Source organism: Dermatophilaceae bacterium Soc4.6 (assembly GCA_039889245.1).
Classification (GTDB): domain Bacteria; phylum Actinomycetota; class Actinomycetes; order Actinomycetales; family Dermatophilaceae; genus Lapillicoccus.
The window spans coordinates 3,990,571-4,016,292 of record JAZGVH010000002.1 but is presented as its reverse complement, the minus strand read 5'-3'; the positions used below and the strand labels follow the sequence as shown (position 1 = coordinate 4,016,292).

The window sequence follows — 25,722 nt, the reverse complement described above, 5'->3', positions numbered from 1 at the left end:
GGTGCGTCCCGTGCCCGAGGGTGACACCGTCTACCGCACCGCCGACCGACTCGACCGAGCGCTGCGTGGAGCACCGCTGACGATGACCGACCTGCGGTGGCCCGAGCTGTCGACGATCGACCTCGTCGGTCGGCACACGCTCGAGGTCGTGCCCCGGGGCAAGAACATCCTGCAGCGCGTCGAGGGCGGGGTCACGATCCACTCCCACCTGCGGATGGAAGGGCAGTGGCGGATCGAGCACCCTGACTCGCCCGGCGCCCGGCGCTTGGGCAACCCCCAGATCCGCGCAGTGATGGCGACCACCACCTGGACCGCGCTCGGGCTGCGCCTGGGCGACCTGCACGTCGTGCCGACCGACCAGGAGCACACGCTGGTGGGACACCTCGGGCCTGACGTGCTCGGTCCCGACTGGGACCCCGAGGAGGCCGCCCGACGCCTGCGGGCGAGCCCGATGACCATCGGCGCCGCCCTGCTCGACCAGCGCAACCTCGCCGGCGTCGGCACGATGTATGCCGCCGAGGCACTCTTCCTCGAGCGCCTCCCCCCGTGGTCACCGGCCGACGAGCTGGACCCCGAACGCGTCGCCTCGCTCGTCGCCCGCGCCCACCGCCTGCTCGACCGGGGCAAGGAGGGCGCCGTCCAGGTCACCACCGGTCGCGGCAGGCGTGGTGAGTGGCACTACGTGCACGCGCGTTCCGGCCAGCCGTGCCAGCGCTGCGGGACGACGGTCCGGGTCGCCATGATCGGCCAGGCCCCGCGCGAGCGCACGATGTTCTACTGCCCGAGCTGCCAGGGTGGGATCGGACCCAGCGACGACGGCCGGGCGCAGCGCCCCCTCGGTTCGGGTGGCGGCAAGCAGCGCACGACCTACCGCCCCCGCCGATGACCCAGCGAGGGCGCGTCGGCGATCGGTGCCCAGCACCCAACGACGTCCACGGACAAGCGGTTCAGCCGTGGGTGAGCCCAACGAGATCGACCGCGGACGCGAGGAAGCGGATCTCGTAGCGGGTCCAGCAGTCCGTGCGCATCATCCCGACGACCGCGTGGCAGTGGTCGCACGAGCGGTTCGGGCCGTCGCACCCGTCCGACCCGCAACAACCGGTGTCCCTTCCGCTGGAGCACAGGCAGCGGGTGCTGGCGGGGTGCACGACCAGTGAGCCGGCCGGCACCTCCTCCCGGGGCGACTCGGTGCGGTCTCGCGGCCCACTGACCCACACCACGACGGGCTCCGGGTCTCGGCACACGAGGCCGGCTCCGATCGTCGGCACCCCGCCGGTCGCCTCGCGGTCGAGCAGGCTCGGGGCGGCCCTGTCGACCCGGTCGCTCAGCCGGCAGCGGCACCGGCGGCAGGCCACGTGGCCCCCGGAGGTGGCCCGGCCGTCGTCCGCCGGCGGAATGCTCACCGTGGGCCCGCTGCGGTCGAACCAGCCGCCGGACGCAACGCCGTCACGCCCAGGCCGGGGGCGTCGGGCAGGGTGAGGGTCGGGCCGTCGTACGTCACTCCGCCCTCGAAGGGCGGGCGGGCCGCCCACCACGCGGCGTCGAGGTCGTTCGTGGTGGAGGTAGGCAGCGCCGCCGCCAGGCTGGCAGCCGCGCCGACCCCGATCTGGCTCTCCATCATCGTGCCCACCAGGGTGCCGAGCCCTGCTCCCGCGGCGCGCTCGAGCAGGAGGGCACCGACGGCCAGCGAGCCGCACTTGGCCAGCTTGACGTTGACCAGGTCGGCGGCGCCGAGCCGCAGGATGCGGTCGAGGTCGATCACGGAGTAGAGCGACTCGTCGGCCATGATCGGCAGGCCCACGCGGCTGCGCACCCAGGCCAGACCCTCGACGTCGTCACCGGCCACGGGCTGCTCCACCAGGTCGACGCCGAGGTCGGCCTCCTCGAGGGCTCGGATGACCTCGACGGCCTCCCCGCGGGTCCAGCCCTGGTTGGCGTCGAGGCGCACGACGACGTGGGGGCCGACCCGCTCACGCACGGCCCGCACCCGGGCCACGTCGGTCGCCGCATCGGTGCCGATCTTCATCTTCAGGGTCGAGAAGCCGTCGGCGACCCGGGCGGCGGCGGCCTCCCCGAGATCCTCCGCCGACCCGGCCGACAGGGTGACGTCGGTCGACACCAGCAGCCCGATCGGAGCAGCGCCCGCAGGTGCGGCGGCGGCATACGTCCGGGCCAGGAGCTGCGGCAGCGGCAGGCCGGCGCGCCGGGCCACGAGGTCGTGCAGGGCGGTGTCGACGGCCGCCTTGGCGCCGTGGTTGCGGGCCACGGCGCGCTGCACCGTGGCCGACACCTCACACCAGTCGTCGACGTCACGCCCGACGAGCACCGGCGCCAGCATCTGGTCGACACAGGCCTGTGCCGACGCGAGCGACTCCCCCGTGACCTGCCACACCTGCGGGGCCTCACCCCACCCGACGACCCCGTCGGAGTCGGTGACCCGCACGACCAGGGTCTCGCAGGAATCGGTGCGGCGAAGCGCCGTGACGAAGGGCGTGTGCAAGGCGACGCTGAGATGCAGACAGACGACGGAGACGACCGACGAGCCGGCCACGAGACTGCCGCTCAGGCGGCGGACGCCACCGGCGAGGCCACCGCGATCGGCAGCGGCACGGGGGCGGTCAGTGCCTCCGTCTCCGCGATGCGGGTCGACACCTCACCGAGGACCTCGGAGAGCGGAAGGCCGAGAGCGCCGCAGATGGAGGCGAGCAGCTCGGACGAGGCTTCCTTCTCTCCGCGCTCGACCTCACTGAGGTAACCGAGGGAGACTGCCGCAGAGGCCGAGACGTCACGCAGGGTGCGGCCCTGCCGGCGGCGTCCCTCGCGCAGCACGTCGCCGAGCTCGCGTCGCAGCAGGATCATGGGGCTCCTCCCTGGTCATCGGTCAGTGGTACGGGTGTGTTCCACCTTAGGCCCGACCCGGGCCCGACGCACCGGCGGGTGAGGGTCGAGGCCGAGGCTGTGACCATGATGTCGCATAACGAGCTACTGCCACCAGATAGTCCGCGACTCAGCCCTGCTGGGCGACCCAGCTGGCGTGCAGGCCGGTGTAGACGCCCTGCCGGTCGACCAGCTCGCTGTGGTGCCCGCGCTCGACGATGCGGCCGGCGTCGACGACGATCACCTCGTCGGCAGCCTGGGCCGTGGAGAGGCGGTGGGCGATCGCGATCGAGGTGCGCCCCCTGGTCAGGCTGTCGAGGGCCCGCTGGATGCGGACCTCCGTGCTGGGGTCCACGGCCGAGGTCGCCTCGTCGAGCACCAGCAGGTCGGGGTCGGCGAGATAGGCCCGGGCGAGCGCCACCAGCTGACGCTCCCCCGCAGAGAGCGACTCCCCGCGCTGCCCGACCTCGGTGTCGAGCCCCTCCGACAGCGACTCGAGCCAGCCGTCGAGCCCGAGCTCGGTCAGCGTGAGCAGCACGTCGTCGCGGCTCGCCCCGGGCGTGCCGAAGACGATGTTGTCGAGGAGGCTCGCGTCGAAGAGGAAGCCCTCCTGCGGGACGAGCACGACCCGGGCCCGCAGCGACCCGAAGCGCACCTGCCGGAGGTCGACCCCGTCGATCAGCACCCGGCCGCTGCTCGGGTCCATGAGCCGGGTGAGCAGCTTGGCGAAGGTCGACTTGCCGGAGCCGGTCTCGCCGACGATGGCCACCCGCGAGCGCGGCTCGATCTGCAGCGAGACGTCGTGCAGGACGGTGCCCCCGCCCGGGTAGGCGAAGGACACTCCGTCGAAGGCTGCGGTGATCGGTCCGCGAGGCAGGTCCACCCCGTCGGCGCCCGGGTCGGCCACGTCGGCGCGGGTGTCGATGATGCCGATGACCCGACGCCAGCCGGCCACGGCGTTCTGCATCTCGTTGAGGATCTCGGTGGCCTGCTGCACCGGGGTGGTGAAGAGGTTGACCAGGAAGAGGAACGCGAGCAGCTCGCCGAGGGAGAGGTCGCCGCGGACGGCGATGAGCGTGCCGACGACGATCACCACGGCGGTCGTCAGACCCGAGACGAGCTGCCCCGACGTGAAGGCGACGACCGCGCGGGCCTGCGCCCCGATGGCCGCCCGCCGATGGTCCTCGATCGCGGTGTCGATGCGCTGGGCGGTGCGGTCCTCGACCGCGTAGGCCCGGATCGTCGACGCCCCGACGACCGCCTCGGAGATGCCCCCGAGCATGTCGCCGACCCGCTCCCGCACCCGGGTGTAGGCCCGGCCCACGACGCCCTGGAAGGTGCGGATGATGATGAAGAGCGGGATGTAGCAGACCCAGACCACGAGGGTGAGCAGCGGGCTGTAGAAGAGCATGAGCACCGTCGCGAGCGTGAGCTGCGCGAGGTTGACCATGAGCATCAGGCCGCCGAACTGGACGAAGGCCGAGATGGTGTCGACGTCGGAGGTGACCCGCGAGACCAGGGACCCCCGGCGCTCGGTGTTCTGGGTGAGCATCGACAGGTCGTGGATGTGGCGGAAGGCTCGGATCCGCAGCGACGACAGACCGTTCTCCGAGGCGGTGAAGAGCCGCACGTTGACGAAGTAGGAGCTGACGGCCGTGACCGCCACGCCGAGCACCGCGAGCAGCACGTACCGCAGGACGACCGCCGGGTCGGGCCCACCGGTGCCCAGGATGCCGTCGTCGGTGGTGCGCTGCACCACGAAGGGGATCAGCACCCGTCCGAGGGTCGACAGCATCGCCAGGGCCAGGGTCACCCCGATACCGCGACGCAGCTCGGGTGACAGCTCGACCCCCCGCTTGAGGGTCTGCCAGGTGCCCTGCTCGCGCCCGGCCTCGATGCCGGAGTGGTCGGTCAGCGGTTGGCTGCGGACGCTCACGACTCGGCCCCCGCCCGCTCGTCGGCCCGTTCTTCGTCGGCGGCCACGGCTGCCCGCTCGGCGGCTTCGCGCGCATACGCGCTGACGAGGTGCTCGTAGCCGGCGCACCGCGCCCGCAGCTGCTCGTGGGTGCCGTGGTCGACGACTCGACCCTCCTCGACGTAGACGACGTCGTCGGCGAGGGCGATGGTCGCCATCCGGTAGGCGACGACGAGGACGGTGGTGCCGGTGCTGCTGGCTCGCAGGGCACCCAGGATCGCCTGCTCGACGCTCGGGTCGACGGCCGAGGTCGCATCGTCGAGCACGAGCAGCTGGGGGGTGCGGATGACCGCCCGGGCCAGGGCGACGCGCTGACGCTGACCCCCCGAGAGGCTGGTGCCGCGCTCGCCCACCCGGGTGTCGAGGCCCTTCCCGAGGGCGCGGACGAAGTCCTCGCCCTGGGCCACGCGCAGCGCGGCCCACACCTGCTCGTCGGAGTGGTCGAGACCGAGCGTGACGTTGCCGCGCACGGTGTCGTCGAACATGAAGGTCTGCTGCGGCACCAGCGCGGCCACGTCGGCCACGCCACCGCGCCGCACGGTGCGCAGGTCGACGTCGTCGAGCACGACGGCACCCGTGTCGGGGTCGACCAGACGCATGATGACGCTCGTGAGGGTCGACTTGCCGGAGCCGGTCGGGCCGACGATCGCCGTCGTCCCGCCCGCGCGCACGTCGAGGGTGACGCGGTCGATCGCGACGTGGCGCTCGCGCTGGCGGCTGCCCCCGTCGTCGGTCTCTCCCTCGTAGGCGTAGGTGACGTCCTCGACGAGGAGGTGGCTGGCGCCGGCGTGGGCCGGCTCGGTCGCTCCGTAGGTCATGGTGCCGCGGGCCTCGAGGACGGCCGTGACACGCTCCCAGCCGACGACGGAACGAGGCAGCTCGGCCAAGACCCAGCCGAGCGAGCGGACCGGGAAGGCGAGCAGCGAGAAGAGGTAGGCGATCTGCACGACCTCGGCCGCCGACAGGTTGCCGGTGGAGACCCGCCAGACGCCCACCATCAGCACGGCCAGGGTGCCCAGCTGCGGGATCGCCTCGATGACGGGGTCGAAGCTGCCGCGGGTGCGGCCCACCTCGATGTTGGCGTCGCGCAGCTCGTGGGTGACGACGCGGAAGCGCTCGGCCTCCTGGTCCTCGCGCCCCAGGCTCTTGACCACGAGGCCCGCCTCGAAGCTCTCGTGCGCCACCTCGGAGACCTCGGCGCGCAGCTGCTGGGCGCGGGTCGCCTTCGGTGACATCCGGCGCTGGAAGGCGATGTTGGCCAGGAAGAGCAGCGGGAAGACGGTGAAGCCGACGATGGCGAGGAAGACGTCGACGACCAGCATCTGCACACCGGCGAAGACGAGCATCACGACCACCCCGATGGCCATTGGCAGGGGGTTGAAGACGTTCCACGTCGACTCGACGTCGGCGTTCGCGTTGGACAGCAGCTGACCCGAGGGGTGGCGGTGGTGCCAGGCCAGGGGCAGCCGCAGGTACTGCCGGGTCACCTTGCGGCGGTAGCTCGCGCCGAGGTTGAACACGACGATGCCCGCGGCGACCCGGCGCACGATGACGCCCACGACGTTGAGCAGCACGACGGCCACCAGGAGCAGGGCCGCGTGGGTGAGCTGGGCGCTCGTGACCGATTTCGCCGCGACCGCGGGCGCGATGGTGTCGTTGACGACACGGCCGATGACCCAGGCCGTGCCGCCGGTCATGATGCCGTAGACCGCGCTGCCGACGACGGAGATCGCGAACCACCGCTTCTCCTCGCGGATGCCGCGGGCCAGGATGCCGAAGCCTCGACGGAGCGTGCTGGCCGTGGGGTTCGGCAAGAGGGTGGACACCGGAACAAAGCTCCATCAGTCACGGGTGGATGGGCGGCGGATCACACCCTCTCACGCACAACCGACAGGCGGGCGCGACGATTCCCCGGCCCTATGACGCCGGGGTCGCGACGAGCTGCCCCACCGGCCTCTTCCGGATCGAGGCGCACAGCGCGGCCGCGACGACGCAGAGGCAGCCCGCGGCATACCAGGCCAGGTCGTAGGTGCCGAGCTTGTCGCGCACGAGCCCGGCGAGACCGGCGGCGATGGCCGCGCCGATCTGGTGCGAGGCGAAGACCCAGCCGAAGACGACGGGTGCCCGCGCGCCGAAGGCGGTGCGGCACAGGGCCATCGTCGGCGGCACCGTGGCCACCCAGTCGAGCCCGTAGAAGAGGATGAAGGCGAACATGCTGGCGTGCACGCCGTCTCCGAAGAGCGACGGCAGGAGGAAGAGCGAGGCCCCGCGCAGCGTGTAGTAGAGCGCGAGCAGGAAGCGCGCGTCGACCCGGTCGGTGAGCCAGCCGGAGAAGATCGTGCCGACGACGTCGAAGACGCCGACGAGCGCCAGCAGCCCGGCCGCCGTCGTCTCGGCCATCCCGTGGTCGTGGGCCGCGGGGATGAAGTGGGTGCCGACGAGCCCGTTGGTCGAGGCGCCACAGACCATGAAGCTGCCGGCCAGGAGCCAGAACACGCGGTGCCGTGAGGCGTCGCGCAGCGTGGCGACCGCCGCCCGCGCCGGGTTGCCGGCCACGCGCGGCGGTACGGCGACCGGCGTCCCCTCGGGTGCCCCGTAGGCCGTGACGCCCACGTCGCTGGGATGGCTGTGGAATCGCCACAGCACCACCGGGACGACGGCCGCCGCGCCGGCTGCGGTGGCGATCGCCGCCGAGCGCCAGCCGTGGTTAACCGCCAGCCAGGCCAGCAGCGGCAGGAAGACCAGCTGCCCGGTGGCTCCGGCCGCGGTCAGCACCCCGGTGACCAGCCCGCGACGGGCGACGAACCACCGGCCGGTGACCGTCGCAACGAGGGACATCGACATGGCCCCGGTCCCGAGGCCGACGAGGACGCCCCAGCAGAGAACGAGCTGCCAGGACGCCGTCATCCAGACCGGCAGGAGCGCGCCGACGGAGACGAGCAGCAGGGCGCAGGCGACGACCCTGCGGATCCCGAGCGTCTCCATGAGCGCGGCCGAGAAGGGTGCGGTGAGCCCGAAGAGCACGAGGTTGACCGAGACCGCCCCGCCGATCACGCCGATGGGCCAGCCGAACTCGTCGTGCAGCGGGGTGATCAGCACGCCCGGGGTCGAGCGGAAGCCGGCGGCGCCGATCGCGGTCAGGAACGCGACAGCGGCGACCCACCAGGCAGGGTGGATGCGGCGGTCCCGCGAGCTGCTGCGCGGGAGGCGGGCTGAGGTCGGCGCGGTCACGACACGAGTGTGGGCCACCGCGGAGAGCCGCGGCCAGTGGCCGACGAGACAATGTGTGAAAAGATCCGGCCATGCCCACGTCGTCCGTCGAACCCCACCGGGTGGTGGTGCTCGCCCTGCGCGGGGTCGTCGCCTTCGAGCTCGGGCTCCCCCACCGCTTCCTGCGGGCCGGCGAGCTGGCCGACGAGAGCCAGGACACGACCCGGCCGCCGGCGTACGACGTGAGGATGTGCACTGTCGACGACGGGCCGGTGCTCACCTCGGCGGGCTTCGAGGCCCTGCCGACCCACGCCGGCACGGCGCTCGCGAGCGCCGACACCATCGTGGTGCCCGGCATCACCAGGGGGCGCCTGCTCCACACCGGGCGAATGCCCGACGACCTCGCGGCGCTCCTCGCCACCGCCCGGCCCGGAGTGCGCTGGGTCTCCATCTGCACCGGCGCCTGGGTGCTCGCAGCGATGGGCCTGCTCGACGGCCGGCGGGCCACGACCCACTGGGCCCACGCCGACGACTTCCGCCGCCTCTTCCCCACCGTCGACCTCGACCCCGACGTGCTGTGGGTCGACCACGGCGACGTCCTCACCTCGGCCGGCAACGCCGCCGGCATCGACCTTCTCCTGCACCTGCTGCGCACCGACCACGGCTCGGAGGTCGCCAACCGGGTGGCCCGTGGCGCCGTGGTCGCGCCGTGGCGCGACGGCGGCCAGGCGCAGTTCATCGACCAGCCGCTGCCCCCTCCGGGCGACGACGGCACCGGCCCCACCCGGGCCTGGGCCGTCGACCGGCTCGCCGAGCCCCTCGACCTCACCGCGCTCGCCACGCACGCCCGGATGAGCGTGCGCACCTTCACCCGCCGCTTCCGTGAGGAGACTGGTGAGAGCACCGGCGCGTGGCTGGCGAGGGTGCGGGTCGAGCGCGCGCGGCACCTGCTCGAGACGACCGACCTGAGCGTCGACGAGGTCGCCTCCCGCTGCGGCTACGGCACGAGCGCGTCGCTGCGCAACCAGCTCGGCGCCGCCGTGGGCTTGTCCCCTCTGGCCTACCGCCGCACCTATCGACGGACCAGCGCCTGACGTCGCGGGTGGCACCGCTCGGTCAGGTCAGGGCGATCCAGTAGCGGCGCTTGTCGTCGCGGACGTCCTCGAGCACCCCACCGTTGCCCTCGATGGTGCGGGCCGAGCCGACGTTGTCGTCGTCGCAGGTGACCAGGGCCCGCTCGAGGCCGCGGGCGCGGGCGACCTCGAGCATCGCTGCGAGGGCCGCTGTGGCCACACCCCGGCGGCGCGCGGTGGGGCGCACGGCATACCCGATGTGCCCGCCGACCTGCAGCAGGAACGGGTTGAGCTCGTGCCGCAGGCTGACGGTCCCGACCAGGCGGCCCTCGGTCTCGACCCAGCGCAGGGTCGAGGCGACGAAGCCGTCGGGCACCTGCTCCCCACGCTCCTGGGCCCGCAGCGTCTCGACCCACTGCGCGAACGCGTGCGGGTCGGCCAGCTCCGCGGCGGTCACGCCGAAGAACCCTCCGCCGTCGACGTGCCCCCCGTCGAACTCCGCCACCAGCTCGAGCCACTCCTGCTGGCGCTCGGTGCTCGGCTCGACGAGGATGACGGTCGTGGGGCTCACCGCCTCACCGTATGCCGCGTCGGCCCGCCACGCCCACGGCTTTTCGTGGGGCCGGCGGGTGACACGATGGGCTCATGACCCGCTACGCCCAGCAGGAGCGCCACGCTCTGAGCGACTCGCTGCTCGCCCTCGGCCCGGATGCGCCCACCCTCGACGACCCATGGCTCGCAAGGGATCTCGCCGCCCACATCGTGATCCGTGACGGTCGGCCGGACCTCGCGCTGGGGATGTTCGTGCCCGCCCTCAAGGGCCGGCTCGACGCCGGGATGCGCTCGTACGCCGCCCGCGACTACCCCTCGCTGGCGCAGCAGGTGCGCTCGGGCCCGCCCGCCTGGTCGCCGGTGCGGATCCCCGCGGTCGACGAGGCGGCCAACCTCGGCGAGTTCTTCATCCACCACGAGGACCTCCTGCGCGGGGCGCCCGACTTCACGCCGCGCACGATCGACGCCGGGCTGGAAGCCGCTCTCTGGAAGGGGCTGCGCACGATGTCGAGGCTCTTCCTCGGCAAGGCGCCGGTGGGCGTCGAGCTCGTCGCCCCGGGCTACGGGCACCTGGAGGCCAAGCAGGTCAGCGGCGCGGAGACGGCGATCATCACGGGTGCGCCGGGCGAGCTGATGCTCTTCGTCTCCGGGCGTCAGCGGGTGGCCGACGTCGCCCTCAGCGGCCCGCTCGCAGCTCAGGACGCGATCCGTGGGGCGGCCCTCGGGGGCTGAGGCCGCACGTCCGCCTGAAACGGCCTCAATCCTCGTCCGACCAGATCTTCGCATCACTAGCAGGTTCGTTGGTGCCTTGAGCGCTCAGCGCACGGTAACGCCCTCCGCGCGCAGCGCGTCCTTGACCTGCCCCACCGTGAGCTCGCCGAAGTGGAACACGCTCGCCGCCAGCAGGGCGTCGGCCCCGGCCGCCACGGCGGGGGCGAAGTGCTCGACCGCGCCCGCTCCCCCGCTGGCGATGACGGGCACCCGCACGGCGGCCCGCACCCGCGCGATGAGCTCGAGGTCGAAGCCGTCCTTGGTGCCGTCGGCGTCCATCGAGTTGAGCAGGATCTCGCCGGCGCCGAGCTCGGCCGCGCGTGCGCACCACTCGATCGCGTCGAGGTCGACGGGTGTGCGCCCGCCGTGCGTCGTCATGACGAAGTCGTCGGTCAGCCTCCCGTCGTCTCCCCGGCGGCGGCGCACGTCGGCGGAGAGCACGAGCACCTGCGCCCCGAAGCGGTCGGCGATCTCGGCGATCAGCTCGGGCCGCGCGATCGCGGCGGTGTTGACCCCGACCTTGTCGGCTCCGACCCGCAGCAGCCGGTCGACGTCGTCGACCGAGCGCACACCACCGCCGACGGTGAGCGGGATGAAGACCTGCTCGGCCGTTCGCGTCACGACGTCGTAGGTCGTCGCGCGGTCGCCGCTGCTCGCGGTGACGTCGAGGAAGGTGAGCTCGTCGACCCCCTGCGCGTCGTAGAGCTGGGCCAGCTCGACGGGGTCGCCTGCGTCACGCAGGTTCTCGAAGTTGACCCCCTTGACGACGCGGCCCGCGTCGACGTCGAGACAGGCGATGACCCGGGTGGCGACACTCACGGGGCAACCCTACGGGGCCCACCGCCGCCCGCTCGCCTACTCTCGCGCCATGACGTCCGACGCGCTGGGGCCGGTCCGGGCCGACCCGGCCGCCGTCGACGCCGTCGCTGCCCTCGCGGCAGCCGCAGCCCCCCGCTGCGGCTCCGTGCTCGTCATCGCCGTCGATGGTCCGAGTGGGGCCGGCAAGACGACGCTCGCCCGCGCCCTCGGTCGCCGGCTCGACGCCCGCGTGGTCCACATGGACGACATCTACCCCGGCTGGGACGGCCTGGCCGAGGCCGTGCCGCTCGTGGCCGAGCAGGTGCTGGTGCCGCTCTCGCGCGGTGACGACGCGGCCTACCGGCGGTGGGACTGGGTGCGGCACCGGTGGGCCACTCGCCCACGCGACGTGCCGTGGGTGCCGCGGCTCGTGCTCGAGGGAGTGGGCTCGAGCGTGCTGCCCGCAGGGTCGTATGCCGCCGTGCGCGTGTGGGTGGAGGCCTCCCGCGAGGTGCGCCACGCCCGGGGGATCGCGCGCGACGGCGAGGCCTACCGCCCGCACTGGGAGCGGTGGGCGGCCCAGGAGGATGCCCTCTTCGCTGCGGATGGGACGCGCGCCCGTGCCGACCTCGTGGTCTCGACCGACCGCGAGCTCCGGCCCGACGTTTGAGACACTGGATCGGTGGCGACCACCTTCACCTACTCCAACGACAGCGGCCGCCCCACCGGGCCGTTCCTGCGCACCATGGGCCGCCTCTTCCCCGGGGTGCGGGCGGTGCAGGAGCACATCGCGCCGTATGCCGCGGCCTGGGAGCGTGACAACGCCGAGGCCCTGACCCGGACCGGGCCGCTGTGGGTGGCCCTCGGCGACTCGATGACGCAGGGCATCGGCGCGAGCTCGCACCGGGGCGGATACGTCGGCCAGCTGAGCACCACCCTCGCCGACCGCGGCTGGTCGCACCGGCTGGTCAACCTGTCCTTCAACGGTGCTCGCGTGCAGGACGTGCTCGACCGGCAGCTGCCGGCGCTGCGCGAGATCACCGACGAGCAGGGTGACGCCGCGCTCGTGACCCTCATCATCGGCTCGAACGACCTCGTCGCGAAGGCCCACCGCGAGCACCTCGTCGAGCGCTTCACCCGGCTGCTCGAGCAGCTGCCCCGTGGCACCGTCGTCTCCAACCTGCCGAACCCCCGTCGCGAGGCCGTCGCCGTCGACGACCTGCTGCGCGAGGCCGACGCCCGCGGTGACATCGTGCTCGTCGACCTGCGACGTGACGGCGCCAAGAGCTGGCGGGGGCGCCTCGCGCCAGACATGTTCCACCCCAACGACCGCGGCTATGCCGACATGGCAGCCGGGGTGGAGCGCACGCTCACCCGAGCCGGTCTCCCGCGGCGATCGTGAACACCGTCTCGCGACAGCGCTTCGAGGGCCGCATCGCGGGTGTGGGCACGACGTCGGGCTCGCGGCTGGTCGTCGGGCGTTGGGAGCACACGCCGCTCGGGCCCTTTGCCGACGTCATGGTCGAGCGGGCCGACGGGCATCGCATCCTGCTCGCGCCAAGCCAGGAGGTCATCGACGTCATCGAGGCGACGTACGTCTTCGACGAGGTGCGTATGGAGCCGGTGCGGGTCACCGAGGTCAGGCGCAGCGCCGGCAGGACCTGGCGGGTGACCTCGCCCAGCCTCGACCTGTCGCTCGTCGTCGGCGGCCGCGCCCCGCTGGGCCTGCTGCTGCGGCTCGTCCCGCGGCGCATGGCCACGAGCACCCGCTGGGCCACGGCGATCAGCCCGGTCGCCGGCCTGGTGGTCCGCGGGGTGCGCACCCGCGGGGTCGCCCGCCCAGGACGACAGGAGTGGTACGGCGCGACCGACCTGCACCACGTCGTGTCGGCCCGGGGCACCCTCGACGGCCGCGACCTCGGCTCGCTCGCTCCGGTCGACCCGCCGTGTCGGTTCGGGTTCAGCTCGACGCCACGCAGCCCGTCGGTGACGCACGTCGTCACGACGATCGAGCAGCAGTCTTCTACCTGCGCGCCTCCCCCAGCGCCTGCACCAGCGCGGCCAGCCGTGACGCCTCGGCCGCCGCGCCCGGCCCGTCGGCCCGCTGGATCGCCATGACCGCGAGCTGGTCGGTGTCGTCGAGGTCGAGGGTCACCCAGGGGGCTCCGTCGCCGAACTGCACCCGCAGCACCTGCGCCCAGGTCAGGCGCCGCGTGGTCATGAGGTTGCGGACGACGATCCCCTCGCGGGTGACCAGCGCGCTGATCGTCGCGTAGCGCCAGCACATGACGGCGATCACCACCCCGAAGGCGGCGATGAGCACGGCGTCGGTGGGGGTCCGTCCGGGCAAAAGCGCCGCGATCGCGCCGAAGATGACGAGGGAGAGGACGCCGAGCGTCGTCGCCACCGCTCGCCCACGGCGCGAGCGGAAGGGCCGGAAGGGGTCAGGGGTGCCGTCGGGTCGCGGGGCTGGCTCGGTCACGTCGGTGGCGTCAGATCCGGCAGGCGGCGATGTCGGTGACGAGGATCGCTCGCGCGCCGAGGTCCCACAGCTCGTCCATCACCCGGTTGACCCCTCGCCGGGGCACCATGGCGCGCACCGCGCTCCACGCCGGGTCCTGCAGGGGTGAGACCGTGGGCGACTCGAGGCCCGGGGTGACCGAGCAGGCGGCATCGACGAGGTGCGCGGGGCAGTCGTAGTCGACCATCACGTAGGACCGGGCCGTGACCACGCCGGTCAGCCGGCGCCTGAGCACACCGAAACCGGGCGACGACGAGACCGTGCCGTTCCCGGAGCCGACGTCCTGCGCATCGCGGGCGATGAGCACGGCCTCACTGCGCAGGATGGGGTCGCCGAAGACGGCCAAGCCCTGGCTGCGCAGCGTCGCCCCGGTCTCGACGACGTCGGCGATGACATCGGCCACACCGAGGGTGATCGCCGTCTCGACGGCGCCGTCGAGACGGACGACCTCGGCGGTGATGCCGTGTCGGGCCAGGTCGGTGCGCACCAGCTCGGGATAGCTGGTCGCCACCCGCTTTCCGTCGATGTCGGCGACCTTGGCCACCTCACCCGGGCGACCGGCATACCGGAAGGTGGAGGCGCCGAAGCCGAGCGGCATGACCTCGGCGGCGGCGCTGCCGGAGTCGAGCAGCAGGTCGCGACCCGTGACGCCGGCGTCGACCGTGCCCGAGCCGACGTAGACGGCGATGTCACGCGGACGCAGGTAGAAGAACTCGACGTCGTTGTCGGTGTCGATGACCACGAGCTCCTTGCTGTCGCGGCGGGTCTTGTAGCCCGCCTCGCGCAGCATCTCGACCGCGGCCTCCGACAGCGACCCCTTGTTGGGGACGGCGATGCGCAGGGAGGCAGCCCCGGTGACGGACGTGGACACGGCGCCGGTGCTCACAGGTGGGCGTAGACGTCGTCGAGGGTCAGGTCGGTCGCGAGCATCAGCACCTGGAGGTGGTAGAGCAGCTGGCTGATCTCCTCGGCGGTGCGCTCACGCCCCTCGTGCTCGGCGGCCATCCACACCTCAGCGGCCTCCTCGACGATCTTCTTGCCGATGGCGTGGACACCGGCATCGAGCTCGGCGACGGTGCCCGACCCCGGTGGCCGCGTCGCGGCCTTCTCGCCGAGCTCGGCGAACAGCTGCTCGAAGGACTTCACAGGAGACGAGCCTACGTGGGCCCAGCGGCCGCCCGTGCCCGGTCCCACGCTGCGGACCTGTGCGGGTGGCTCGGAGCGGGAATCGCTCGGACGCCGCGCCCGATGCCTCGACGCTTCGTGCAGCCGGAAGACCACCACCGGAGAGCGTTGGCGAACAGCCGCCGTCGTCACCAGTGATCGTGACGGTGGTGTGGTGTCACGCCGGTGTTGCTGCGGCAAGCTGCCGCAGGGTGACGGCGGTCGCGACGGCAGCGGTCGCGGCCTCGTGGCCCTTGTCCTCGTGCGAGCCCTCGAGGCCGGCCCGGTCGAGCGCCTGGGCGTCGTCGTCGCAGGTGAGCAGGCCGAAGCCGACAGGCACCCCGGTGCGGACGGCCACGTCGGTCAGGCCCAGGGTGGCGGCCTGGCAGACGTAGTCGAAGTGGGGGGTGCCCCCGCGGATGACGACGCCCAGCGCCACGAGCGCGTCGTACGACGGCGCCAGCCTGGCGCAGGCGACGGGCAGCTCGAAGGCCCCCGGCACGCGCACGACCTCGACGTGTGCGACGCCGGCGTCGGCGAGTCCCCGGCGGGCCCCGTCGACCAGGCCGTCCATCACGGTCGTGTGCCACGAGGCGGCCACGACGGCCACCCGCAGCCCGGCGCCGTCGACCCGCAGGTCGGGCGCACCGCCGCCGCTCATGCGGACACCGGGCGCTGCGGCCGGGTCTCGTCGAGGAGCAGGTCGTGGCCCATCCGGTCACGCTTGGCCCGCAGGTACGCCGTGTTGTCGAGGGTCGCCGGCGTGACGAGCCGCTCGGACGAGACCGTCAGGCCCAGGTCGCGCAGGGCCGACACCTTGTCGGGGTTGTTGGTCAGCAAGCGCACGTGGTCGACCCCGAGGTCGGTGAGGATCGCAGCGCCGACCGAGTAGTCGCGCGCGTCGACGGGCAGCCCCAGCACCGTCTGGGCGTCGACCGTGTCGAGACCGGCGTCCTGGGCGGCATACGCCCGCAGCTTGTCGACGAGCCCCACCCCGCGGCCCTCGTGGCCGCGCAGGTAGACGACGGCGCCGCCGTCGCTGGCGACGCGGGCCATGGCCCGCTCGAGCTGCGGGCCGCAGTCGCAGCGCTGTGAGCCGAAGGTGTCACCGGTCAGGCACTCGGAGTGCATCCGCACGAGGGTGCCCGGCGCCGACGAGCCGGAGCCGCGAGCACCCTGCAACCCGTGCGGGCTCACGAGGGCGACGTGCTCGATGCCGGTGACGAGGTCGCGGTAGCCGATGATCCTGAACTCGCCGTGGCGGGTGGGCAGCCGGGTCTCGACGACCCGCTCGACCCGGTCGTGGCGCTGACGGTGCGCGACGAGGTCAGCGATGGTCACGACCGGCAGGCCGTGCTCAGCACCGAGGTCGAGCACGGCCTCGGCCCGCATCATCGACCCGTCGTCGTGGACGAGCTCGCCGATGGCGCCGACCGGTGCGAGACCCGCGAGCCGGGCCAGGTCGACGGCCGCCTCGGTGTGGCCGGGCCGGACCAGCACGCCGCCGTCACGCGCGCGCAGCGGCAGCACGTGCCCCGGTCGCACGAAGTCGAGCGGCGTCGCGTCGGGGTCGGCGAGCAGACGGATCGTGAGCGCACGGTCTGCGGCGCTGATGCCCGTGGTGACACCCGAGGCCGCGTCGACCGACACCGTGTAGGCCGTGCGCAGCGGGTCAGTGCTCTCGCGCACCATCGGCGGCAGGTCGAGCCGGTCGGCGATCTCGGCCGTGACCGGCGCGCACAGGTAGCCCGAGGTGTGGCGCACCGTCCAGCCCAGCCACTCGTCGGTCAGGGTCTGCGCGGCGAGGATGACGTCGCCCTCGTTCTCACGGTCGGCCGCGTCGAGCACGAGCACGGGGCGACCCGCGCGCATCGCGGCGAGCGCGTCATCAATGCTGGAGAACCGGTGGGACAAGGTGGTGCTCATGCGGTGACCTCCTGGTCGCGGTGCGTGAAGTCGTGGGCGTCGAGGTCGGGCTGCTCGGTGCGAGTGGCCTTGAGCCACACCGTGAAGCCCCAGACGACCAGCCCGCCGTAGACGACGTAGAGGATCGCCGAGGGGTAGTAGGTCGAGTGCCACAGCAGCGGCACCCCGACGAGGTCGACGCCGATCCAGGCCAGCCAGAACTCGTTCCATCCGCGGGCCATGGCGTAGGTCGCGACGATCGACCCGACGAAGATCCAGGCGTCGCACCAGTAGTACCAACGGGGGGCGGGGAAACCGGCGCCGACGGCGAAGAAGGCCTGCTGGGCCACGACCAGGCCGACCACCCAGAAGACCGCGATGCTCATCCGCTCACGGGTGGTCGCCCAGCGGGGGGTGATGACCGGGGCGCTGCTGTCGTGCGTCATCGCGCGCAGCTGGCGCCAGCGGTACCAGCCGTAGACGCTCGTGATCACGAAGAAGACCTGACGCGCGGCCTGCCCGAAGAGCGGCGGCTGCGACGAGCCCAGCGCGACCCCGAAGAAGACGGTGAAGAGCAGGACGTTGCCGACGATGCCGGCCGGCCACGCCCACACCCGACGGCGCATGCCACCGATCGCGGACAGGAAGCCGAAGAGGTTGCCGACGATCTCGCGCCAGTAGATGGGGTGGCCCGCGACGACGAGCTGGGCGTCGAACAGACGCTGCAGGAGGGTCATGCGAGGTCGCCTTCCGCTGCTGACGCGACCGGCGCGGCCGGCGTGCTGGAGCCGTCGCGAGCGCCGAGCAGGCGCTCGACGTACTTCGCGAGCACGTCGACCTCGAGGTTGACCGGGTCACCCACCTGACGTGAGCCGAGGGTGGTCAGCGCCAGGGTCGTGGGGATGAGCGAGACCTCGAGCGAGGTGCCGTCGTCGCGGTCGTGGAGCGCCGACACCGTGAGCGAGACCCCGTCGATCGTCACCGAACCCTTGACGACCACGTAGTGCGCCAGGTCGGCGGGCACGTCGATCTCGACGACCTCCCACCGGTCACCAGGGGTGCGGGCGCGGATGGCACCGACCCCGTCGACGTGGCCCTGCACGACGTGCCCACCGAAGCGGCCGTCCGCGGCCATCGCGCGCTCGAGGTTGACGCGGTCGCCGACCTGCAGGGCGCCGAGGCTGCTGCGGCGCAGCGTCTCGGCCATGACGTCGACCGCGAAGGTCTCGGCGTCGTGGTCGGTCACCGTGAGGCACACCCCGCTGACGGAGATCGACGCACCGTGCTGCGCGTCCGAGACGACCAGCGGGCCGCGCAGACGCAGCCGGGCCGAGTCCGCGCCCATCTCGAGGTCGACGACCTCACCCAGCTCTTCGACGATGCCGGTGAACATCAGTGGCGCTCCTTGGTCGGGCGGGTGGTGACGGGTCGAGCGGTGAGGCGCACGTCGGGGCCGATGACGGTGACGTCGGTGGGCTCGAGCCTCAACGCTGAGTCGATGGTGGTGATTCCGAGGTCGGCGACGGTGCGGGCGCCCGCCCCGAGAAGGACCGGAGCGACGTAGGCGACCACGTCGTCGACGAGCCCGGCCGACAGGAAGGCAGCCGCCAGCGTCGGACCTCCCTCGAGGAGCACGTGACGGATCCCTTTGTCCCACAACGTCTTCACGACGTCCTGGGGCTGGTGGGTGCGCAGGTGCAACGACGGCCCCGACCCGTCGGCGACCGCGGCACCGGGCGGCAGGTCGCGCTCCCCCACGACCACCCTCAGGGGCTGGCGGTCGCGCAGCGAGCCGTCCGGCCAGCGCGTCGTCAGGTGGGGGTCGTCGGTGAGCACCGTGCCGGTGCCGACGACGACGGCGTCGCAGGTGGAGCGCAGGTCGTGCACGTCGGCCCGCGCCTGCGGGCTCGTGATCCACCGGCTGGAGCCGTCGGCGGCGGCCGCGCGACCGTCGAGGGTCGTGGCCAGCTTCCACGTGACCACCGGGCGCCCGAGCCCCTGGGCCCGGGTCCATGTCGCGTTGAGAGCCAGGGCCTCGGCGGCCAGCACCCCGCCGATCACGGTGACCCCGCCCGCGCGCAGCACGTCGGCGCCACCACGGGCCAGTGCGGTCGGGTCGTGCTGCGCATAGACGACGCGGGTGATCCCGGCGGCGAGCAGCGCCTCGGCGCAGGGGCCAGTGCGACCCGTGTGGGAGCACGGCTCCAGGCTCACGTAGGCCGTGCCGCCCCTCACGTCGGCGCCCGCCGCCGCCGCGTCGGCGAGGGCCACGACCTCGGCGTGGGGAGTGCCCGCGCCGGCATGGGAGCCCAGTCCGACGACGGCGCCGGTGCCGTTGGTGACGACGGCACCCACCCGGGGGTTGGGGTCCGCCAACAGGCCCCGCGCGGCGAGGTCGAGTGCGCGGCGCAGCAGGACGAGGTCACGGGGGTCGCCGCTCGCGGTGGGCGTCGCGCCCGCCCCTTCGCTGTCGTCGTACGTCACTGCTGCCTCCTCCCTCGTGCTCTGCCAGATGGGGCGAGCTCCGGGAGTGGGCGCAGACGACGGCCCCGACGGCCGCCGCCACAGGCACGCGAGGTGCCGGTTGACGACGTGGTCGGTGGCCGACACTGGTGCCGACGAGACCACCACCCTGGATCGGGTGAGGACCTCAACACGCTGCCTACCATCCGGACTTTCACCGTCGGTCCTGGAGTTACACCAGGTCAACCGGCCGCTGGCTGCGGTCGGGTCGCGGACTGTCACCGCCGGTTCGGAGTTACACCGACCCCGGAGCGCGTTCTCGGCCAGTATGCCACCCGACCCGGTGCCTGAGCCGAGGATCAGCCGTGACGGCCGCCACTGGTTCATCAGCAGCCGAGCACGTCCTGGCGGGCTAGCGGTGGTAGACGTGGTGCTCGACTGCCGGCTCGTGCAGGAGGACGTGGTCGACGACCTCCCAGAACTCGCGGATCCGCGGGTGGGCCAGCGCGTCGGCTCGGCTGAGCTTGCGACCCCAGAACTCCGACTGCCCGTACGGTGCCGCGGCGTCGACCGCCGTGGCGGCCGGGTCGCGGGACCCGTCCACGGGGCCCACCCGACAGCCGAAGGTGACGTGGTCGACCGCCCCCTCGACGAACGTGCCGAAGACGACGTCGACCCAGGCCTCGGGGCCGTCGTGGTCGTGCAGGGCCGTCTTGGTCACGCAGTGGGCCGAGCCGTTCACCAGCAGGTACGACGTGACCAGCAGGTAGGGACGCCCGCACCGGTCACACGTCTGCTCGCGCACGTCGCTGTCCCCGTCGAGCTCCAGTCCCGGAAGCACCGGCGTCGAGGCCCGACGGCGCGGCCACCATCTCGCCATGGTCAGGATCTCGTCATGGTCAGGCGTGCGTGTGCCGGGCAGCGAGGGCTCGCAGGTCGTCGACGGCCGCGGCGGCGTCCTCGGCGCCGTAGACCGCCGAACCGGCGACGAAGACGTCGGCTCCGGCCTCGGCGCACTGCTCGATGGTCTGCGCGCTCACTCCCCCGTCGACCTGCACCCACACCTCGCCGCCCGACGCCCGCACCGACTCGCGCACCGCGCGCACCTTGGGCATCTGGTCGGCCATGAAGGACTGGCCGCCGAAGCCGGGCTCGACGGTCATGACCAGCACCATGTCGAGGTCTGGCAGCAGGTCGGCATACGGTGCCCACGGCGTGTTCGGCTTCAACGCCATCCCCGCCCGCGCCCCGGCAGCCCGCAGGGTGCGGGCGAGGGCGCGTGGGTCGCGGGCCACCTCGACGTGGAACGTCACCGACTGCGCCCCGGCCTCGGCGTACTCCGGGGCCCAGCGGTCGGGATCGTCGATCATCAGGTGGCAGTCGAGCGGGATGGGGGAGACCCTCAGCAGCGCCTCGACCACGGGCAGGCCGAGGGTCAGGTTGGGCACGAAGTGGTTGTCCATCACGTCGACGTGGGCCCAGTCGGCGTTGCCGATCAGCCGCAGCTGCGCCTCGAGGTTGGCGAAGTCGGCGGACAGGATGCTGGGCGAGATCTGCACCCGGCGAGCCTAGCCACCGCACGCCCCGAGCCGTGCGGTGGCTGGCTCGCGCGGGTCACATCTGCTGCGACCCGGTGGTGATGGCCTCGCGGATGCGGGCGTAGGTGCCGCACCGGCAGATGTTGCGGATGCCGTCGAGGTCGCTGTCGGCGATCGCGCGACCCTGGGCGTGCACCAGGTTGACCAGCGCCACCGCCGCCATGATCTGGCCGGGCTGGCAGTAGCCGCACTGCACGACGTCACGGTCGAGCCACGCCTGCTGCATCGGGTGCAGCGCCTGCCCGGAGGTCTGGGCGAGCCCCTCGATGGTGGTGATCTCGTCGGTCGGGGCGATGTCCTTGACCTGCACGGAGCAGGGGTTGAACGCCTTGCCGTTGATGTGGGACGTGCACGCCTTGCAGACGTTGATCCCGCAGCCGTACTTGGGGCCGGTGACCCCGAGGACGTCACGGAGCACCCAGAGCAGGCGCACCGAGTCCTCGACGTCGACGGTGACCTTCTGCCCGTTGAGCATGAAGCTGTGCTTGGCCATGATGACTCCTTTGTCGAAGCAGGGGCAGAAGGTCAGTAGGTGTACTTGAGACCGTCGGTCGGAGACGGCGGGATCGGCGGGACGAAGGGCTTGGGCACGAACGAGAGCGTGCCGTGGTTGACCGGGAACCGCGTGGGCACCGTGCCGGTGGCCCGGGCATACGCGCACGCCGTGGCCGCGACGGTCGCGGGCACACCGGCCTCGCCGGCCCCACCGGGCACCGTGCCGTTCGACGGCATGATGACGACCTTCGTCGAGAGCGGGGTGTTCCACTGACGGGTGTAGAAGTAGTTGTCCCAGCTGCCCTCGAGGAAGGCTCCGTCCTGGAGGTGGTTGCTGCTGGTGAGCGCGAGGGCGATCCCGTCGTTGATGCCGCCCTGCATCTGCGCCTCGAGACCGGTGGGGTTGACCACGAGCCCGGCGTCGACGACCAGCGTGACCTTGGTCACCCGCGGTCCGGTGACGCCGTCGCGGATCGGGCGGTTCACCGTCTTGGGGCGGCAGTCGATCTCGACGAGCACGGCCGTCGCGCCCTTGTACTCGCTGTGCACCGCGATGCCCTGGGCGGTGCCGGCTGGCATCTTCCGGCCCCACTGGCCCACCTGAGCGGCCTTGGCCAGCACCGCCTTGACCCGCTCCAGCCGCAAGAACTCCATCCGGAAGGCCAGCGGGTCCTTTCCGAGCTTCTTGGCCAGCTGGTCGATGAAGAGCTCGTTGGCGCACGCGACATCGGGTGAGTAGATCGCCCGCATGCTGCCGGTGTTGAAGGGCAGGTCGACCTCGTTGAGCAGCTGGGTGACCACGCCGAAGTTGTAGGGCAGCTCCTGGGTCAGGGTGAAGATGCTCTCCGAGAGGCCCAGGCCACCGAGGTTGGCCGGCAGGTCGGCGGCCAGCGCGGTGAGCCGCTCCCCCAGGCCGTGCGAGAAGTCGGTCTTCACGCTGGTGTGGCGCTGCTCGAAGGTGAGCACGTTGCCCGCGAGCACGGTGGCCCGGATGCGTGACGTCGCCAGCGGGTGCACGCGTCCCTCCCGGGGCTCGTCGCAGCGGTGCCACATCAGCTTGACCGGCTTGCCCATCGCCTTCGAGATCTTGGCCGCCTCGATGGCGCCGTCACCGAAGAGCTTGTGACCGAAGGACCCGCCGCCGCTCACGACGTTGACGGTGACCGCGGTCTGGGGCAGGCCGACAGCCCGAGCGATGTTGACCTGGGCCACGATCGGCGACTTCAGCCCCGCCCACACCGTGGCGCGGTCGGAGCGCACGTCGGCGATGGCGCAGTTGGGCTCCAGGGCGGCGCTGCTGCGGAACATGAACTCGAAGCGCATGTCGATGGTCTGCGTGAGGATCGGCACCGAGGGCACCAGCATGGGCAGCTCGGCCGCCTTCACCGTGGCCAGGATCGTCTCGTCCGACTGTCCCTCGACCGAGCCCGGGTTCCACTCGCACCGCGCGACCTGCACTGCGTCGATGCACTGGCCGAAGGTCTGGGCCCTGATCGCGACCCCCGTGTCGACGAGGACGACGTCGGTCACACCCGGCATGGATGTGATCTTGGCGAGGTTGAGGATGCGCTTCGGTGACCCGTTGAGCGTGGGGGCCCGGCACACCATCGTGGGGAGCGCGTCCGGCACGACCATGTCGAGGAGGAACTTCTTCTTGCCGGTCACCGCGTCGAGCGCGTCCACCCTGTTGCGGGGGCGCCCGATGATCGCGAAGGCGCTGGGGTCCTTGAGGGTGACGTCCACGGCGCGCGTGGTCGAGCTCGCGGCGGCCGTCGCGAGCTGGCCGTAGGTCAGCGAGTTGCCGAGCGCGTCGGTGACGACCCCGGCCTTGGCGGTCAGTGTCGAGACCCCGACACCCAGCTGGAGGGCCGCGGCCTCGAGCAGCGCACCCCGCGCGAGGGCCGCAGCCACGCGGATGGGGGTGAACATCGAGTTCATCGTGTTGGAGCCACCGGTGAGCTGGTTGAAGACCAGCTCGGGCCGCGCCGGGGCGAGCGTGACGTCCACCTTGCCGATGGGGATGTCGAGCTCGTCGGCGATGATCATCGCCGCGGCAGTGGTGATGCCCTGACCGACCTCGGCCCGGGGCATCGCGAAGTGGGCCACGCCCTTGGTGTCGAGCGTGATCGTGATCAGCGCCGACGTCGGCAGGGCCGAGAACGTCTCGAGGTCCTCGAGGTCGAACAGCTCGGGCACCGACGGCGGCGACGGGATCGCGGCGCCGGCCGACGAGGCGCCGGCCGACAGGTCGACCGCGACGGCGAGCGTCGTCCCGGCGAGGACGAACCCGAGGAACGAGCGGCGGCTGGTGCCGTCGGCCGGCGGTGCGCCCTGCGCCTCGCCTCGTCCCTGACGGGACCTGGATGAGATGGCGGTCATGGTGTGTACCCCTCGCGTCGTTGCGTGATCGGTCAGACCCCCTGCACCCGTGGTTCGGCGCCGTCCGAGCGACGGATGGGGCCAGACGGAGAAAACTTTCGACCGCGCCAGAGCCGGCGAGACGGAAGCACGTCACCTGTCCCGATAGCCTGAGCCCGTGCGCGCCCTCGACCTGCTGGAACACCATCCGATGGTGTCGACCACCACCGACGCCCGTGAGGCGGTGCGGCTGATGGTGGAGCGCGAGCTGCCGGCGCTCGTCGTGCGCGGGGACGCGCGGCGGCCCTACTCGGTGCTGCCCGCCCACCTGGTCATGAGCTTCATCGTGCCCGAGTACGCCAAGGACAACCCCGCGCTGGCCCGCGTCGTCGACGAGAAGACCGCCGACACCATCGCCCGGGCCCTCGATGGCCGCACGGTCGGCGACCTGCTGCCCCACCGCGACCACCTGACCGCCGTCCCGAGGGTCAACCACGACGACACCCTGCTCGAGGTCGCTGCCGTGATGGCCGGCAGCCGCAGCCCCCTGGTGGTGGTCGGCCAGGGCGACGAGATCATCGGGGTGATCACCACGCGCACGCTCCTGGGCGTGCTGTTCCCGCCGACGGACGCCCTGCCGTCGGACCCCTCGGCGGCAGACCTCACCTCGTGACCACGGTGCTGGTCGTCACCGCCTTCCTCGCCGCCTACGTCCTGATCGCCACGGAGCGCATCCACCGGGTCGCGGCTGCCCTCTGGGGCGCCGCGGCGATGGTGGTGCTGGGGGCCGCCGGGTCCCAGTCGGCGTTCTTCTCCGAGGAGACAGGCATCGACTGGAACGTCATCTTCCTGCTGCTCGGGATGATGGTCATCGTCGGCATCGTCAAGCAGACCGGGGTCTTCGAGTTCGTGGCGATCTGGGCGGCGAAGCGGGCCCGCGGGCGGCCCTTCGTCGTCATGGTCATGCTGATCGTGCTCACGGCGGTCGCCTCGGCGCTGCTCGACAACGTCACGACGGTGCTCCTGGTCGCCCCGGTCACGCTGCTCGTGTGCGAGCGGATCGGCACCCCGGTGGTGCCCTTCCTCCTCGCCGAGGCGATGGCGTCCAACATCGGCGGCACGGCCACGCTCATCGGCGACCCGCCCAACATCATCATCTCGGGCCGCTCGGGCCTGAGCTTCAACGACTTCGTCCTCAACCTCGGCCCGGTCGTCGTCGTCCTCCTGCTCGTCTTCATCGCGCTCGCCTGGCTCCTGTGGGGCCGACGGATGAGCGTCGACCCCGAGCGGGCCGCGTCCGTGATGGACCTCAACGAGCGCGAGGCGATCCAGGACAAGCGGCTGCTGGTCCAGTGCGGTGTGGTGCTCGCGCTCGTCCTCGGAGGCTTCGTGCTGCGCCCCGTCGTCGGGCTCGAGCCGTCACTGGTCGCACTGCTCGGCGCCGGGCTGCTCGTGGCGCTCTCGCGGTCAGAGCCGAGGGTCTACCTGCACGAGGTCGAGTGGTCGACGCTGGTCTTCTTCGGCGGGCTCTTCGTCATGGTCGGTGGGCTCGTCCACGTCGGGGTCGTCGAGTCGGTCGGCCAGTATGCCGCCGGCGCGGTCGGCGACAACAAGCTGCTGGCTAACTCGGTGCTGCTGCTGGGGTCGGGGGTCGTCTCGGGGATCGTCGACAACATCCCCTACGTCGCCACCATGGGTCCGATCGTCGAGCAGCTCGTCGTGGCGCCCAACAGCCTCGATCCCTCGCTGTGGTGGTCGCTGGCCCTCGGCGCCGACCTCGGTGGCAACATGACGGCGGTCGGCGCGAGCGCCAACGTCGTCATCCTCGGCATCGCTGCGCGCAACGGTGTGCCCATCAGCTTCTGGCGCTTCACCAGGGACGGTCTCGTCGTCGGCACCGTCACCCTGCTGGTCGCGTGGGGCTACGTGCTGCTGCGCTACGGCGGCTGATCCGAGCCCGAG

The 25,722-nt window shown here is 72.3% G+C and carries 28 protein-coding genes and 1 riboswitch; of the genes, 8 read left to right on the top strand and 20 right to left on the bottom strand.

Translation table 11 applies throughout. The features are described from left to right. Positions 1 to 10 precede the first annotated feature (10 nt). Positions 11 to 886: a DNA-formamidopyrimidine glycosylase family protein gene (locus tag V3N99_18785; protein MEO3938780.1), complete on the top strand. Its 876-nt coding sequence runs from the start codon at positions 11 to 13 to the stop codon at positions 884 to 886. A gap of 61 nt (positions 887 to 947) precedes the next feature. Here the strand turns inward: V3N99_18785 and V3N99_18780 are convergent, their stop codons facing one another. The 6 genes from V3N99_18780 to V3N99_18755 all read right to left on the bottom strand — a co-directional run bounded on the left by V3N99_18780 (position 948) and on the right by V3N99_18755 (position 8,083). Then, positions 948 to 1,403, bottom strand: a complete 456-nt coding sequence (locus tag V3N99_18780; GenBank protein ID MEO3938779.1) for a hypothetical protein — start codon at positions 1,401 to 1,403, stop codon at positions 948 to 950. Next, complete coding sequence (locus tag V3N99_18775; protein ID MEO3938778.1) at positions 1,400 to 2,551, bottom strand: dipeptide epimerase; 1,152 nt, start codon at positions 2,549 to 2,551, stop codon at positions 1,400 to 1,402. The genes V3N99_18780 and V3N99_18775 overlap by 4 nt, the downstream gene beginning before the upstream one ends. An 11-nt stretch (positions 2,552 to 2,562) precedes the next feature. After that, complete coding sequence (locus V3N99_18770) at positions 2,563 to 2,859, bottom strand: helix-turn-helix transcriptional regulator (GenBank protein MEO3938777.1); 297 nt, start codon at positions 2,857 to 2,859, stop codon at positions 2,563 to 2,565. 148 nt (positions 2,860 to 3,007) lie between these two features. Then, positions 3,008 to 4,813 (bottom strand): ABC transporter ATP-binding protein, encoded by a 1,806-nt coding sequence (locus V3N99_18765; protein MEO3938776.1) that lies wholly within the window; start codon positions 4,811 to 4,813, stop codon positions 3,008 to 3,010. Further along, entirely contained in the window at positions 4,810 to 6,678 is a 1,869-nt protein-coding gene (locus V3N99_18760; GenBank protein ID MEO3938775.1) for an ABC transporter ATP-binding protein, read from the bottom strand. Before V3N99_18760 ends, V3N99_18765 begins: the two co-directional genes overlap by 4 nt. 91 nt (positions 6,679 to 6,769) lie before the next feature. Further along, positions 6,770 to 8,083, bottom strand: a complete 1,314-nt coding sequence (locus V3N99_18755) for an MFS transporter (protein ID MEO3938774.1) — start codon at positions 8,081 to 8,083, stop codon at positions 6,770 to 6,772. Positions 8,084 to 8,154: 71 nt separating this feature from the next. Between V3N99_18755 and V3N99_18750 the strand changes: the two genes are divergently transcribed. Then, positions 8,155 to 9,156: a helix-turn-helix domain-containing protein gene (locus V3N99_18750; protein MEO3938773.1), complete on the top strand. Its 1,002-nt coding sequence runs from the start codon at positions 8,155 to 8,157 to the stop codon at positions 9,154 to 9,156. Between the two features lie 22 nt (positions 9,157 to 9,178). Here the strand turns inward: V3N99_18750 and V3N99_18745 are convergent, their stop codons facing one another. Next, positions 9,179 to 9,706 (bottom strand): GNAT family N-acetyltransferase, encoded by a 528-nt coding sequence (locus tag V3N99_18745; protein ID MEO3938772.1) that lies wholly within the window; start codon positions 9,704 to 9,706, stop codon positions 9,179 to 9,181. A gap of 74 nt (positions 9,707 to 9,780) precedes the next feature. On the opposite strand from V3N99_18745, the gene V3N99_18740 reads away from it, so the two are divergent. Continuing rightward, positions 9,781 to 10,419 (top strand): TIGR03085 family metal-binding protein, encoded by a 639-nt coding sequence (locus V3N99_18740; protein ID MEO3938771.1) that lies wholly within the window; start codon positions 9,781 to 9,783, stop codon positions 10,417 to 10,419. An 84-nt stretch (positions 10,420 to 10,503) separates the two neighbouring features. On the opposite strand, the gene hisF is transcribed toward V3N99_18740, so the two are convergent. Further along, complete coding sequence (gene hisF / locus V3N99_18735; GenBank protein ID MEO3938770.1) at positions 10,504 to 11,277, bottom strand: imidazole glycerol phosphate synthase subunit HisF; 774 nt, start codon at positions 11,275 to 11,277, stop codon at positions 10,504 to 10,506. Between the two features lie 49 nt (positions 11,278 to 11,326). On the opposite strand from hisF, the gene V3N99_18730 reads away from it, so the two are divergent. The 3 genes from V3N99_18730 to V3N99_18720 are packed head-to-tail and all read left to right on the top strand — an operon-like array spanning position 11,327 to position 13,374. After that, positions 11,327 to 11,926: a (d)CMP kinase gene (locus V3N99_18730; protein MEO3938769.1), complete on the top strand. Its 600-nt coding sequence runs from the start codon at positions 11,327 to 11,329 to the stop codon at positions 11,924 to 11,926. Between the two features lie 12 nt (positions 11,927 to 11,938). Next, a complete protein-coding gene (locus V3N99_18725) occupies positions 11,939 to 12,658 on the top strand; it encodes an SGNH/GDSL hydrolase family protein (GenBank protein ID MEO3938768.1) in 720 nt (239 codons plus the stop codon). Continuing rightward, entirely contained in the window at positions 12,655 to 13,374 is a 720-nt protein-coding gene (locus V3N99_18720) for a hypothetical protein (protein MEO3938767.1), read from the top strand. The genes V3N99_18725 and V3N99_18720 overlap by 4 nt, the downstream gene beginning before the upstream one ends. Here V3N99_18720 and V3N99_18715 read toward each other — a convergent pair. From V3N99_18715 to V3N99_18660, 12 genes are all read right to left on the bottom strand, one after another. Next, positions 13,280 to 13,738, bottom strand: a complete 459-nt coding sequence (locus tag V3N99_18715) for a PH domain-containing protein (GenBank protein ID MEO3938766.1) — start codon at positions 13,736 to 13,738, stop codon at positions 13,280 to 13,282. The genes V3N99_18720 and V3N99_18715 overlap by 95 nt on opposite strands. A 10-nt stretch (positions 13,739 to 13,748) precedes the next feature. Then, positions 13,749 to 14,648: an ATP phosphoribosyltransferase gene (gene hisG / locus V3N99_18710; GenBank protein MEO3938765.1), complete on the bottom strand. Its 900-nt coding sequence runs from the start codon at positions 14,646 to 14,648 to the stop codon at positions 13,749 to 13,751. Positions 14,649 to 14,659: 11 nt separating this feature from the next. Then, positions 14,660 to 14,923 (bottom strand): phosphoribosyl-ATP diphosphatase, encoded by a 264-nt coding sequence (locus V3N99_18705; GenBank protein ID MEO3938764.1) that lies wholly within the window; start codon positions 14,921 to 14,923, stop codon positions 14,660 to 14,662. Positions 14,924 to 15,119: 196 nt separating this feature from the next. Next, positions 15,120 to 15,602: a 6,7-dimethyl-8-ribityllumazine synthase gene (gene ribH / locus V3N99_18700; protein MEO3938763.1), complete on the bottom strand. Its 483-nt coding sequence runs from the start codon at positions 15,600 to 15,602 to the stop codon at positions 15,120 to 15,122. After that, the gene (gene ribB / locus V3N99_18695; GenBank protein MEO3938762.1) at positions 15,599 to 16,867 is read right to left on the bottom strand and encodes a 3,4-dihydroxy-2-butanone-4-phosphate synthase; all 1,269 of its coding nucleotides are present in this window, start codon (positions 16,865 to 16,867) and stop codon (positions 15,599 to 15,601) included. Before ribB ends, ribH begins: the two co-directional genes overlap by 4 nt. Then, positions 16,864 to 17,583 carry a nicotinamide riboside transporter PnuC gene (pnuC, locus tag V3N99_18690; GenBank protein ID MEO3938761.1) on the bottom strand — a complete coding sequence of 240 codons (720 nt, stop codon included), beginning with the start codon at positions 17,581 to 17,583 and terminating at the stop codon, positions 16,864 to 16,866. Before pnuC ends, ribB begins: the two co-directional genes overlap by 4 nt. Beyond that, positions 17,580 to 18,239, bottom strand: a complete 660-nt coding sequence (locus V3N99_18685) for a riboflavin synthase (GenBank protein MEO3938760.1) — start codon at positions 18,237 to 18,239, stop codon at positions 17,580 to 17,582. Before V3N99_18685 ends, pnuC begins: the two co-directional genes overlap by 4 nt. Continuing rightward, positions 18,239 to 19,330 (bottom strand): bifunctional diaminohydroxyphosphoribosylaminopyrimidine deaminase/5-amino-6-(5-phosphoribosylamino)uracil reductase RibD, encoded by a 1,092-nt coding sequence (ribD, locus tag V3N99_18680; protein ID MEO3938759.1) that lies wholly within the window; start codon positions 19,328 to 19,330, stop codon positions 18,239 to 18,241. The genes V3N99_18685 and ribD overlap by 1 nt, the downstream gene beginning before the upstream one ends. 169 nt (positions 19,331 to 19,499) lie before the next feature. Next, positions 19,500 to 19,628: riboswitch (FMN riboswitch) on the bottom strand. Between the two features lie 93 nt (positions 19,629 to 19,721). After that, positions 19,722 to 20,189: a hypothetical protein gene (locus V3N99_18675; GenBank protein ID MEO3938758.1), complete on the bottom strand. Its 468-nt coding sequence runs from the start codon at positions 20,187 to 20,189 to the stop codon at positions 19,722 to 19,724. Positions 20,190 to 20,208: 19 nt separating this feature from the next. Further along, positions 20,209 to 20,868 (bottom strand): ribulose-phosphate 3-epimerase, encoded by a 660-nt coding sequence (gene rpe / locus V3N99_18670; GenBank protein MEO3938757.1) that lies wholly within the window; start codon positions 20,866 to 20,868, stop codon positions 20,209 to 20,211. A gap of 55 nt (positions 20,869 to 20,923) precedes the next feature. Continuing rightward, on the bottom strand, positions 20,924 to 21,400 hold the full coding sequence (locus V3N99_18665) for a (2Fe-2S)-binding protein (GenBank protein MEO3938756.1): 477 nt from the start codon (positions 21,398 to 21,400) through the stop codon (positions 20,924 to 20,926). A 32-nt stretch (positions 21,401 to 21,432) separates the two neighbouring features. Further along, a complete protein-coding gene (locus V3N99_18660) occupies positions 21,433 to 23,781 on the bottom strand; it encodes a molybdopterin cofactor-binding domain-containing protein (GenBank protein MEO3938755.1) in 2,349 nt (782 codons plus the stop codon). A 157-nt stretch (positions 23,782 to 23,938) separates the two neighbouring features. Between V3N99_18660 and V3N99_18655 the strand changes: the two genes are divergently transcribed. Next, a complete protein-coding gene (locus V3N99_18655) occupies positions 23,939 to 24,433 on the top strand; it encodes a CBS domain-containing protein (GenBank protein ID MEO3938754.1) in 495 nt (164 codons plus the stop codon). Beyond that, positions 24,430 to 25,710 carry an ArsB/NhaD family transporter gene (locus tag V3N99_18650; protein MEO3938753.1) on the top strand — a complete coding sequence of 427 codons (1,281 nt, stop codon included), beginning with the start codon at positions 24,430 to 24,432 and terminating at the stop codon, positions 25,708 to 25,710. The genes V3N99_18655 and V3N99_18650 overlap by 4 nt, the downstream gene beginning before the upstream one ends. The last annotated feature ends 12 nt before the right edge of the window (positions 25,711 to 25,722 follow it).

Bases quoted from the DNA above. Each gene is read 5' to 3' on its own strand.
- V3N99_18770 (MEO3938777.1), bottom strand. From the start codon at position 2,859: ATGATCCTGCTGCGACGCGAGCTCGGCGACGTGCTGCGCGAGGGACGC.
- V3N99_18685 (MEO3938760.1), bottom strand. From the start codon at position 18,239: ATGTTCACCGGCATCGTCGAAGAGCTGGGTGAGGTCGTCGACCTCGAG.
- V3N99_18750 (MEO3938773.1), top strand. From the start codon at position 8,155: ATGCCCACGTCGTCCGTCGAACCCCACCGGGTGGTGGTGCTCGCCCTG.
- V3N99_18665 (MEO3938756.1), bottom strand. From the start codon at position 21,400: ATGGCCAAGCACAGCTTCATGCTCAACGGGCAGAAGGTCACCGTCGAC.
- V3N99_18675 (MEO3938758.1), bottom strand. From the start codon at position 20,189: ATGGCGAGATGGTGGCCGCGCCGTCGGGCCTCGACGCCGGTGCTTCCG.
- pnuC (MEO3938761.1), bottom strand. From the start codon at position 17,583: ATGACCCTCCTGCAGCGTCTGTTCGACGCCCAGCTCGTCGTCGCGGGC.
- V3N99_18740 (MEO3938771.1), top strand. From the start codon at position 9,781: ATGACCCGCTACGCCCAGCAGGAGCGCCACGCTCTGAGCGACTCGCTG.
- ribH (MEO3938763.1), bottom strand. From the start codon at position 15,602: ATGAGCGGCGGCGGTGCGCCCGACCTGCGGGTCGACGGCGCCGGGCTG.
- V3N99_18660 (MEO3938755.1), bottom strand. From the start codon at position 23,781: ATGACCGCCATCTCATCCAGGTCCCGTCAGGGACGAGGCGAGGCGCAG.
- V3N99_18730 (MEO3938769.1), top strand. From the start codon at position 11,327: ATGACGTCCGACGCGCTGGGGCCGGTCCGGGCCGACCCGGCCGCCGTC.
- ribB (MEO3938762.1), bottom strand. From the start codon at position 16,867: ATGAGCACCACCTTGTCCCACCGGTTCTCCAGCATTGATGACGCGCTC.